Origin of the sequence: Bacillus sp. ISO11 (assembly GCF_003458115.1) — a bacterium.
GTDB lineage: Bacteria > Bacillota > Bacilli > Bacillales > Bacillaceae_G > Bacillus_A > Bacillus_A cereus.
The window spans coordinates 103,789-115,518 of the sequence record NZ_QXCO01000010.1 but is presented as its reverse complement, the minus strand read 5'-3'; the positions used below and the strand labels follow the sequence as shown (position 1 = coordinate 115,518).

The window sequence follows — 11,730 nt, the reverse complement described above, 5'->3', positions numbered from 1 at the left end:
AGAAAAGGCTTTCCTACTGCGTAGGAAAGCCTTGTATGCAAGTTATTACAGAATAACATATGCTACATCACTTTAAGTAACTCCCTACGCTGGCATTATCCAGATCAGGTTGAGGGTCGATGTTTACTTACATCCTCTCAGCCAATTGGCTCCCCGGTCCTTAATTCGTTTTCATTGTAGCATGATTTATTTTATTGAACAAACAAAAGCATGCATAATCATTTCATTATTTTTGGAAAATAACCAACTTTTTCACCATGAGCTAATAACTGCTGTATAAATTCTTTATTAATTGCTGGTACTATCAATTCTTTTTTCTTAATCCATTCATTCGTTCTACGCGTACCCATTACAATTTCAGATTGCTGTGCTCCATCTCCTGCAACTTGAGAAGCAATTAACTCTGCTATTACTTCATTTCCCTTCGCTAATGCAAGTCCGGTATTTACATATTCTGAAAGTGGAACCATTTCAAGATTGTATCCACACTCTCCAATTAGCTGTATAAATTGTTCAAACTCAATTTGATGTGGATGACAAATATGTAACGTCTCTCCTACAATTTGCGCATCTTGTAAATACGATACAATTGATTTACTAGCAAAATCAATTGGTGTGAAATCAACTTTCCACTTCACATTTGGTGCTTTCCCAATTAATAGCATTGTTTTAATAAGACGATAAAATGCGTTTCCTTCAATATTTTGTTGGAACGAACCGGTTTCTGAATGACATGCTAAATTACCTGCACGATAAATATTTCCGCGCAAACCATTTTTCATTGCTTCACGAACAATGTTTTCCGCTTGTAGTTTACTATTTGAATATACATTCTCTAAGTCTACACTGTAATTAAAATCACCAGTTTTCATGTATGTATCCCATTGATCTACCGCTAATTCTAACGGGATACCAATTGTAGAAATAAAATGGAATGTAGCACCTTTCTCCGCTAATGCTAGCATACGGCTAGTTCCTTGGACATTTATATTTTCAAATTGTTTTACATCTCCAAAATGTCTTACATCTGCACCGCAATGAATTATCGTATCCATCTTAGAACTGATGAACATAAATTCTTCTTCGCTCATCCCAAGATACTCTTCTCCCAGATCACCAGCTACGGCCTGTATACGCTGTAACCATTCTTCACATATATCATTAAAGTAGCCTGTTAATGTATCTATAATTCTTTGCTGCACATCTTTGGTTGGTCTTACTAAACAATAAATAGTAGCAGATGTATCTCTCAACAATTCATATAATATGTGTGATCCTAAATAACCAGTAGCTCCTGTTAAAAAGACATTTGAAATCTGGGTTTCTTCCAAAACGTTTGCATACGTGATAGTATCTGGCTCGTGAATCACTTTATATTCACGAAATACTTCTTCTTTCTCTACTTTTACTTCTCGCTCAATTCGAGCTAATCCATATATCGTTCTTTCTTTAAAGAAATCTTGAATTGTTAAATGTGAGAAATCTTCTTTTAACAATGTTAAGACTCGTAATACTTTTAATGAATGTCCACCAATTGTAAAGAAATCATCATGCACTCCAACTTTTGAAATTCCTAATACTTCCGCCCAGGCGTTCGCTATTTGTTTTTCTGCTTTATTAGAAGGTGCAACATATTCTTGTAGCCGAACCGGTTCATACTTTTCTTCTAACTGAGCTAACTTCTTAACATCAATCTTTTTATTAGGTGTAAGTGGTAATTCATTAATATAAATTAGTTTAGATGGCACCATATAATCTGGTAATTGCTCTTGTAACTGATAAACTAATTCTGGTATTTCTTTTTTATTTAAAGTTGTATAGAACGCGATTAAATATTGGCTACCTTCCTTACTCTTCTTAGCAAAAACAGCATTTTCTTTTATATTATGCTTTTGAGAAATTTTACTTTGGATTTCTCCTAGTTCAATACGATGTCCTCTAATTTTTACTTGATCATCTTTCCGATGTAAAAACTCTATATTTCCATCCTCTAGCAACTTAACGATATCACCTGTTTTATATATATTAACTATAGGATTAAAAGGGTTCGGAATAAAAGCTTCAATTGTTTTATTAGGCTTATTAAAATACCCTTTTGCTAATCCCACTGAATCTATATATAATTCACCAGGTACACCAATTGGACAAAGATTCATATTCTCATCCAAAATCATAACTTGATAATTAGCACATGGTTTACCAATGGGAATACTCGCAACATCCTCATTTAACTGACTAGGTATTTTATAGGTTGTCGTCACTACAGTACATTCTGTCGGTCCGTATACATTATAAATTTCAACATTTGTACCTATTCTTTCTCTCCACAATTTAATAACCTCTACAGGCAACATTTCACCACCAATCGCAATTCTTTTTAGGGAAGCTAGCTTATATATATCTTCTTCTGCTAAATAAGTTGCTACTTGTCGAACAAAAATTGTTGCTAATGCCAAGATTGAAGTTGCTTTCACTTTATAGATTGCATTTGCAAATGCCTCTACAGACAATCGCTCTTCCTCTAATAGTACATACAAGTTTCCTCCGCAGAATAAAGAAGCAAATGACTCCCATACAGAAGCATCGAAACTAAAGGAAGGAAATTGAGCAAATACATCCTCTTCTGTCAATTCATATTGCTTTTTCATCCAAGTGTACAGATTAACAACGCCTCTATGTGCTAACATCGTTCCCTTTGGATTCCCTGTTGAACCCGATGTATAAATCATATAAGCTACATCATCACAATGAATAGACAACTTTACATCTATATCTTCATAAGTTTCACTATCATACAATGAAACTGTTTGAACCCCATCACATGTTATAGGCGTCTCTTTCATCAATATAACTTTCGCTTGGCTATCTTGAATAATGTACTGTATTCTACTTTCCGGATAATCTGGATCAATCGGAACATACGCTGCACCAGCTTTTAATATAGCTACCATACTTACTACTGTGTCTATGCTACGTTTCATAAATATTCCAACATAGTCTCCTAATTGGACGCCGTTTTTAATTAACATATGAGCTATTTGATTACTTTTTTTATTTAGCTCCTCATAAGTTAAAGTACCTTCCCTTGAAGATAAAGCTATACGATTTGGAAATTGAGTAACAGTATTATAGAACATATCGACGATACTTTTCTCAGGATATACTGCTGTCGTATCATTCACTTGACTATAAAGTGCCATCTCGGCCTCTGTAATAATATTAAAATGTTTTATATACTTATTAGTATTTTGTGATATATCAACTAAAACACCTTGTATTTGTTGTGCATAACGAGTAATCGTTGTCTCTTTCCAATTAACACTATTAAATATTATTTCTACACTTTGCATATTTTTACTAAATACAAATTGTAATGTATTCGTGTCTTTTAGCTCATAATATGTTTCACCAATAATAATAGGTGACATTTCATATAATGTATTACCGTTTTGAAACTCTTCTATTTCTTCCTCATTCATTTCTTTAATTTGCTCCAGTTGCTCTTCAATTTGTAAATTTAAACTTTCATAGGAGAGAAAATTAGAAACTTCAATAGTAATTGGAAATAAATTTCCTCTTACATGATAAAGCACGACAATATGTTTTTCTTTAGAAATATGATATAACCACGTTACAGTCGCTCCTATTAAATCTACAATGTGAGTCAAATTTGAAAACAGTTCCGTTTTCCTTTTTATCCTAAGTTCTGTTCCTTGCACATCTTTAGGTATTTTAATACTTCCTTCTACTTTTCCTAAAAATTCTTTTACCATCTCATTATAAGAAATTGCTAATTTCATATTTATGTAAATTCCTCTCTTAAATATAATAAAGGTGTGAAAATTCACACCTTTTTCATCCCTTATTAAAGGGCAGATTCGTTCAATTCATAATCAGTAGCGGAGATACCCCCTTGATTAGAATTGAACTTTCTCCTTATTCGCTTTTAAACTCACCAATAAGCTCTTGTAATTCCTGAGAAAGCCAACTTAAAGAAGTCGCTAATTCTGCAATATCTTGTACTGATATTTCTTGCTCTTTCATGCTTTCTTCAACATTACTACTGCTGTTAGCATAAGTATTTGCAATATGTGATAATTCATTTACGACTTGAACAATATTCTGGCTATTTTGTAAAATGTCACTCGAATTACCGGAAACAGCTTTTACTTGATCTGTAACAGATTGCGCTGATTTTGAGATTTTTTCAAAGAAATCTCCACTACTTTGAACAAGCGAAATTCCAGTTTCTACTTCTTTTGAACCTTTTTGCATGGAAACTACAGCATCTTCTGTCTCAGCTTGTGTTTCACCAATCAATTTCGCTATATCTTTTGCAGACGCTTCCGTTTGTTCTGCTAATTTTCGTACTTCATCAGCAACAACTGCAAACCCTCTTCCAGCTGCTCCAGCACGTGAAGCCTCAATAGAAGCATTTAAAGCTAATAAATTTGTTTGATTTGAAATACCTGTAATTACAGTTACGATATCACTAATTTCTTTTGACCTTGTTTCTAACGAATAAATGATGGAAGATAAATCTTGTACTGCATTTTGGATTAAACTCATTTGATTAATAATTTGTCCAATCACTTCATTACCTTCAATTGAATGTTGTTCCATACCTTCAGAAGCAACCGCAACTTGTTTTGCAGCCCCAGTTATTTCTTCTACCTTATCTTCCATTCCATGTACAATTCCTAAACATTGTTGTACTGAAGTTTTTTGAGACTGTGCCCCTACTCTTAAACCTTCAATAGAACTTGCAATCTCTTGAACTGCCATGCTGTTTTCCTCTGTACTCGCCGACAATTCTTGTGAAGAAGAAGAAACTTGCTCAGCAGTTTGCCTTACTTTATCTATAATCCCTTTAAATTTTTCAATCGTGTTATTGAAATAAACATTAATAATTCCAATATCATCTGGTCTTTCTTTTAATTTAATACTTAAGTCACCTTCACCAATTTTACGTAACCCTTCTCGTAAATCTTTTAATGGAGCTAGCGAGTGACGCACGATAAAGAATTGAGTAATAGTCGCAATTGCTAATGAAATAATGATGAAGAGTAAGCCCTGTATCATAAACTTCTCTTTTGTAATAGGAACAATGGAAGCATCTAAGTCAGCCGCAATAATTGCAACAATATTGTTTTCTCCATCTGTAATTGGTTCTAATATTGTCACCCACGAACCTATTTCATCTTCATATACTTCTGTCATTTGAGCCTTTTTCGTATCAATCACTTTATCGTATGCCTTCATCCAATGAGCGGGTTGTTCATAATAATCTCCCGGCTTTATAGGAAACGCATTTGTTAACTCTGTAGTCAAACCAACGAGTTGTAATTCTCGCTTTTCATTCGGCTTTGCTCCTGTAACATACGTTTGTCCAACGCTTTTCAATTCTTTTGATACTTCATCTAATTTCTCTGTTAACTTTTCTTTTTTCACTTTTTCGGCTGTAGGATCTTTCGCCATGTCTCTAACTAATTCTACATCCAGTTTTTTCAATACTATTTCTCCTGTTTCAATAGACTGCCTTTCAAATAAAGACATCATACTATTTTGAAACATGTTGAAACTTAATGCACCCATACTTCCAACAAGTGTCAAAATAACTAATACGGTTAATAAGACGTTCTTTTGAAGGAACGATAACTTATGCCAATATTTTTTCATTAATATCCACCTTCCTTAATCAACATAAACAAAAAAACAAAATATATGAATATTTTGTTTGAAAATGTTTCTCAATATGTTCGAGAATAAAAAAAAGCCAATGTAAAAGCATTGGCCAAGACCAACCCTATCCGTCCGGTAACTGGCTAGCGTAGCCTTTCGACCTTAGCTCCTGTAGTTTTGCGTCCTCATGTTTCCATCAGTTTGCCTTTCTCGCTGAACGAGTTGAACGATATGGGAGTTCTATGAGAATTAATTTATTCTCTTTCAAAGATTACAACATATAAATCAAAATGTCTACTTATTTAGAGATATAAATACAAATTTTCAATGCATTGCTTTTTCAAAATAATTTCAAAAAGTACGTGAATGTTACTTTTTTTGTGTTATATAATAAAAAATGTATAAATAACAAGGATTTCTTCGGGTATTTATTTAATTTTCAATCAAATTAAACTATTCGAATATATCTTAACTAATGAATTTCGGAGGTAGTTTATCATGTTTTGGCTACAATTTCTTACCTTGTTACTCTGTATTTTTATTGGTGCACGCCTAGGCGGAGTTGGTTTAGGAGTAATGGGTGGAGTTGGTATGGCAATACTCGTTTTTGTCTTCCACTTACAACCAACGGCGCCTCCTATCGATGTAATGCTTATGATTTTGGCAGTAATTACAGCTGCTGGTGCTTTGCAAGCCGCTGGAGGAATGGACTACCTTGTTCATCTAGCTGAAAAGGCATTACGAAAAAATCCAAAACGCATTACATTCTTTGCTCCAATTGTTACTTATTTATTTACACTTTGTGCAGGAACTGGTCACGTTGCTTATTCTGTACTTCCTGTTATCGCTGAAGTCTCTCGCGAATCCGGAATTAGACCAGAACGACCAATGTCAATTGCCGTAATTGCTTCCCAACAAGCAATTACAGCTAGTCCTATATCAGCTGCAACAGTTGCACTTTTAGCAATGTTAGCTGACTATAAAATCACCTTATTAGATATTTTAAAAGTAAGTATCCCTTCTACTTTCATCGCTTGTATGATAGCTGCATTTGTTGCTAGTAAGATGGGAAAAGAATTAAATGAAGACCCTGAATACTTAAAACGATTAAAAGAAGGATTAATTCCTAAGCTTGAAGAGAAAAAAGAATTTGTAGGTGTAAAGGGCGCAAAATTATCAGTTATCCTTTTCCTTGTAGGAACCTTCCTTGTTGTACTTCTTGGTTCATTTGAAGCACTTCGTCCAGGATGGATAGTTGATGGGAAGTTAGCCCGTCTTTCCATGCCGAACACAATTGAGATGGTTATGTTAACTATCGCGGCTCTTATTATTATTTTCTGTAAACCAAATGTAGAAAGCATTGTATCTGGTAACGTCTTTAAAGCAGGAGCAACAGCAGTTGTTGCTATTTTCGGTATCGCTTGGATGGGAGATACTTTCTTTAATGGAAACTTAAATATGATTCAAGGATCCATTCAGCATTTAGTAACAAGTGCACCTTGGCTATTTGCTATCGCACTATTCATTCTATCTATTTTACTGTACAGCCAAGCAGCAACAGTTCGTGCCTTAATGCCACTTGGACTATCTCTTGGTATTCCACCAGCGCTACTGATTGCGATGTTCCCTGCAGTAAATGGATATTTCTTCATTCCAAACTATGGAACAATCGTTGCTGCCATTAACTTTGACCGTACTGGTACAACAGGTATCGGTAAATACGTATTAAATCATAGTTTTATGATTCCGGGCCTAATTGCAACATTTACTTCTATCGGAATTGGAATGCTCTTAATTTCAATTATGTTTTAAAGAAAAAGCACAAACCTTTATTTAAAAAGGTTTGTGCTTTTTTAATCAAATGTTTGTTTAAATTTTGGGGCAGTCTATTTCTCCATGTAGCACTTAAAATACTACACGTCCTTCCCTACAAACTTCTCTTTACTTCTTCAACTAATTTTCTCGTACTTTCATACGCAGATTCCGCTAAACTAATTGCTGAAATAACTGAAACACCGTCCGCACCCGCCTCTATAACTGCCGCTGTATTTTCAATTGTAATCCCACCAATACCAACGATTGGCACTGTAATTCCTTGTTCTCTAAAATAAGCTAATCCTTTCGTTCCTTGAACCGCTTTCGTATCTTTTTTCGTACTCGTTGGGAAAATAGGACCAACACCTAAATAATCCGCTCCATTTTCGATTGCAAAACGTGCTTCTTCAATTGTATGAGCAGATACGCCGATAATTTTATCTCCCATTTTTTCACGAACAGATGTAATTCCTTCATCATCTTGTCCAACATGAACACCATCTGCATCTAATTCAATGGCTAATTCTACATCATCATTTACAATGAAAGGAACACTATATTCCTTACAAAGCGTCTGCAATTCTTTTGCAAAGCGCACTCTATCTTCTCCGATTAAAGAACCTTCCCCCTTCTCGCGAAACTGAAAAAGTGTCACTCCACCATCTAACGCTTCTTTCAATACAGCTAAAGGATCCCTCGTGCAGTTATTACTTCCCATAATAAAATACACTTGCAATAGCTTAGACATTTTATCTATTTCAATGCGTGCCATTTCTTTCACTCCCTCTTACTCTAACTCCACAATCTTCCCATACTTCTCAATATCACCTGAAGTTGTATTCGCTAATTGATTTAAAAATTCAATTTGGAAACTACCAGGCCCTTTTTCTACCGCCTTAGCAGCTGCCAGTTCCGAAGCTACACCATAAAACGTTAATGCGGCTACTGCTGCTTTTACATAATCTTTTTCCACTGCTACAAATGCTCCTATTACAGAAGTTAGTAAACAACCTGTTCCCGTAACTTTCGTTAAAATAGGGTGACCATTTCGAATAACAATAGTTCTCTCTCCATCTGTAACAACATCTTCTTTTCCAGTAATGACCGCAACTGTATTTAGTTCATCTGCTGCCTGCCTTGCAATACTTACAACATTGCCATTTCCAGTACCAGCGTCTACCCCTTTAATTTCCCATTTCTCATTAATAACATTTGCTATTTCAGCCGCATTTCCGCGGATAATTGCTAAATCTATTTCGGCTGGAATATGTCTCGCAACTTCTGTTCGATACGAAGTTGCTCCTGCACCAACTGGGTCAAATAGTACTGGCACATTGTTCGCATTTGCTGATTTACCCGCGAGTAACATCGCTTCTACTTCTTCAGGACGAAGTGTCCCCATATTTAATACTAACGCTCCAGCAATGCTAGCCATTTCTGCTACTTCTTCTTTTGCATACGCCATTACAGGCGATGCTCCAAGTGCCAACAAACCGTTAGCAGTAAAATTTGTTACAACAACATTTGTAATATTATGAACGAGCGGATTAGATTCTCTCACCAAATCCACTACTTTACTAATTTCTTTCATATTCATCCTTTTCATCTCCTAACTATAATGATGGGAGATACACAAAAAGACACTTTGCGCGTACGCAAAGTGCCTGAACATGTGCTTTTACACTCTCCCTACGCTGGCATTATCCAACAGGTTCAAATGGTCAATGACGGACTAGTCATACTCTCAGTTTGTATCCACAAACTCCCATGTGCTTATTATTCATCTACTTCAAAGTCTACTCTTATTCTAGTAAAATAACAAGTTCTTTACTTTTCTATTTCATATAGAAGCAACCTATATAACAATAAACATAATCAAGTGAAACTTTAATCAGTGAGTGTTTTGTTCATCCCACTAAAAACCGATCAAATATGGAGCGAAACTGAATCTCAAGAAGATGTATGCTATATTTAACTTATGGAAATTTGAAAGGATGTTTTTAATATGTCAAAAAGCGTTGTAATCGCTGAAAAACCTTCCGTTGCACGAGATATTGCTCGTGTACTGAAGTGTGATAAAAAAGGAAACGGCTATCTTGAGGGTAGTAAATATATTGTAACTTGGGCTTTAGGTCATCTCGTTACATTAGCAGATCCAGAAAGTTATGATGTGAAATATAAAAAGTGGAATTTAGAAGATTTACCGATGCTACCTGAGCGTTTGAAATTAACGGTTATTAAACAAACTGGTAAACAATTTAATGCTGTAAAAAGTCAGCTACTTCGAAAAGATGTAAATGAAATTATTGTAGCAACAGACGCTGGACGTGAAGGAGAATTGGTTGCTCGTTGGATTATTGATAAGGTTCGAATTAACAAGCCAATCAAACGTCTATGGATTTCATCCGTTACTGATAAAGCAATTAAAGATGGTTTTGCAAATTTAAAACCAGGTAAAGCCTATGACAATTTATACGCTTCAGCAGTTGCACGTTCAGAAGCTGACTGGTATATCGGTCTTAATGCAACTCGTGCTTTAACGACTCGCTTTAATGCTCAGTTAAATTGTGGTCGTGTACAAACCCCTACTGTTGCTATGATTGCTAGTCGTGAAGATGAAATAAAGAACTTCAAAGCTCAAACTTACTACGGCATCGAAGCTCAAACAATGGAGAAGCTCAAACTTACTTGGCAAGATGCAAATGGCAATAGCCGTAGTTTTAATAAAGAAAAAATCGATGGTATTGTAAAAAGTTTAGATAAACAAGATGCTACTGTTGTGGAAATTGATAAGAAACAGAAGAAGTCATTCTCTCCTGGTCTTTACGATTTAACTGAATTGCAACGTGATGCAAATAAAAAGTTCGGTTACTCTGCTAAAGAAACATTAAATATTATGCAAAAATTGTATGAACAGCATAAAGTACTAACGTACCCTCGTACAGATTCACGCTACATTTCATCTGATATCGTCGGAACACTTCCAGAACGTCTAAAAGCATGTGGTGTTGGAGAATACCGTCCCTTCGCACATAAAGTATTACAAAAGCCTATCAAACCTAACAAATCATTTGTTGATGATAGTAAAGTAAGCGATCATCATGCGATTATTCCAACAGAAGGATACGTTAACTTCGCAGCATTCACAGATAAAGAACGCAAAATTTATGATTTAGTTGTAAAACGTTTCTTAGCTGTTTTATTCCCAGCATTCGAATACGAACAACTAACGTTACGCACAAAGGTCGGCAATGAAACATTCATTGCACGCGGAAAAACGATTTTACATGCTGGTTGGAAGGAAGTATACGAAAATCGATTTGAAGACGATGATGTAACTGATGACGTAAAAGAGCAGATTCTACCTCACATTGAAAAGGGCGATACATTAACTGTAAAGTTACTTATGCAAACATCAGGTCAAACGAAAGCACCTGCACGCTTTAATGAAGCAACTTTACTTTCAGCAATGGAGAATCCTACAAAATATATGGATACGCAAAATAAACAACTTGCTGATACGTTAAAATCAACTGGTGGATTAGGTACTGTAGCGACACGTGCAGATATTATCGACAAACTTTTCAATTCTTTCTTAATTGAAAAACGTGGTAAAGATATTCACATTACATCAAAAGGTCGTCAATTACTTGATTTAGTACCAGAAGAATTAAAATCACCTACACTAACTGGTGAGTGGGAACAAAAACTTGAAGCAATTGCAAAAGGAAAATTAAAGAAAGAAGTATTCATTTCGGAAATGAAGAACTATACGAAAGAAATTGTTTCTGAAATTAAATCGAGTGATAAGAAATATAAACATGACAACATTTCAACGAAGTCTTGTCCAGATTGCGGTAAACCAATGCTAGAAGTAAATGGAAAAAAGGGAAAAATGCTCGTATGCCAAGACCGTGAATGTGGTCATCGTAAAAATGTATCTCGTACAACAAATGCTCGCTGTCCGCAATGTAAAAAGAAACTAGAATTACGTGGTGAGGGTGCAGGCCAAATTTTCGCATGTAAATGTGGCTATCGCGAGAAATTATCAACATTCCAAGAGCGACGTAAAAAAGAATCTGGAAACAAAGCCGATAAACGCGACGTTCAAAAATATATGAAACAACAGAAAAAAGAAGAAGAACCATTAAATAACCCATTCGCGGAAGCATTAAAAAAATTAAAATTTGATTAAACAAAAAGGTTCCTACCTCTATCGGTAGGAACCTTTTA

At 35.1% G+C, this 11,730-nt stretch carries 6 protein-coding genes and 3 riboswitches; of the genes, 2 read left to right on the top strand and 4 right to left on the bottom strand.

Annotated elements, in window-relative coordinates:
* Positions 1 to 64 precede the first annotated feature (64 nt).
* A riboswitch (TPP riboswitch) is annotated at positions 65 to 166 on the bottom strand.
* A gap of 52 nt (positions 167 to 218) precedes the next feature.
* Both D1166_RS13345 and D1166_RS13340 read right to left on the bottom strand, forming a co-directional pair.
* A complete protein-coding gene (locus D1166_RS13345; RefSeq protein ID WP_097861529.1) occupies positions 219 to 3,800 on the bottom strand; it encodes a non-ribosomal peptide synthetase family protein in 3,582 nt (1,193 codons plus the stop codon).
* A gap of 136 nt (positions 3,801 to 3,936) precedes the next feature.
* Complete coding sequence (locus D1166_RS13340; RefSeq protein ID WP_000761081.1) at positions 3,937 to 5,679, bottom strand: methyl-accepting chemotaxis protein; 1,743 nt, start codon at positions 5,677 to 5,679, stop codon at positions 3,937 to 3,939.
* A gap of 134 nt (positions 5,680 to 5,813) precedes the next feature.
* Positions 5,814 to 5,898: riboswitch (cyclic di-GMP riboswitch) on the bottom strand.
* Between the two features lie 282 nt (positions 5,899 to 6,180).
* Between D1166_RS13340 and D1166_RS13335 the strand changes: the two genes are divergently transcribed.
* On the top strand, positions 6,181 to 7,494 hold the full coding sequence (locus tag D1166_RS13335) for an anaerobic C4-dicarboxylate transporter family protein (protein WP_000498691.1): 1,314 nt from the start codon (positions 6,181 to 6,183) through the stop codon (positions 7,492 to 7,494).
* A gap of 115 nt (positions 7,495 to 7,609) precedes the next feature.
* Here the strand turns inward: D1166_RS13335 and thiE are convergent, their stop codons facing one another.
* On the bottom strand, positions 7,610 to 8,269 hold the full coding sequence (thiE, locus tag D1166_RS13330) for a thiamine phosphate synthase (RefSeq protein WP_000090967.1): 660 nt from the start codon (positions 8,267 to 8,269) through the stop codon (positions 7,610 to 7,612).
* Positions 8,270 to 8,284: 15 nt separating this feature from the next.
* Positions 8,285 to 9,094, bottom strand: a complete 810-nt coding sequence (thiM, locus tag D1166_RS13325; protein ID WP_001056095.1) for a hydroxyethylthiazole kinase — start codon at positions 9,092 to 9,094, stop codon at positions 8,285 to 8,287.
* Positions 9,095 to 9,166: 72 nt separating this feature from the next.
* Positions 9,167 to 9,276, bottom strand: a riboswitch (TPP riboswitch).
* A 226-nt stretch (positions 9,277 to 9,502) separates the two neighbouring features.
* On the opposite strand from thiM, the gene topB reads away from it, so the two are divergent.
* Positions 9,503 to 11,692: a DNA topoisomerase III gene (topB, locus tag D1166_RS13320; protein WP_097856522.1), complete on the top strand. Its 2,190-nt coding sequence runs from the start codon at positions 9,503 to 9,505 to the stop codon at positions 11,690 to 11,692.
* Positions 11,693 to 11,730: the final 38 nt, after the last annotated feature.

Bases quoted from the DNA above. Each gene is read 5' to 3' on its own strand.
- D1166_RS13345 (WP_097861529.1), bottom strand. From the start codon at position 3,800: ATGAAATTAGCAATTTCTTATAATGAGATGGTAAAAGAATTTTTAGGA.
- D1166_RS13340 (WP_000761081.1), bottom strand. From the start codon at position 5,679: ATGAAAAAATATTGGCATAAGTTATCGTTCCTTCAAAAGAACGTCTTA.
- D1166_RS13335 (WP_000498691.1), top strand. From the start codon at position 6,181: ATGTTTTGGCTACAATTTCTTACCTTGTTACTCTGTATTTTTATTGGT.
- thiE (WP_000090967.1), bottom strand. From the start codon at position 8,269: ATGGCACGCATTGAAATAGATAAAATGTCTAAGCTATTGCAAGTGTAT.
- thiM (WP_001056095.1), bottom strand. From the start codon at position 9,094: ATGAATATGAAAGAAATTAGTAAAGTAGTGGATTTGGTGAGAGAATCT.
- topB (WP_097856522.1), top strand. From the start codon at position 9,503: ATGTCAAAAAGCGTTGTAATCGCTGAAAAACCTTCCGTTGCACGAGAT.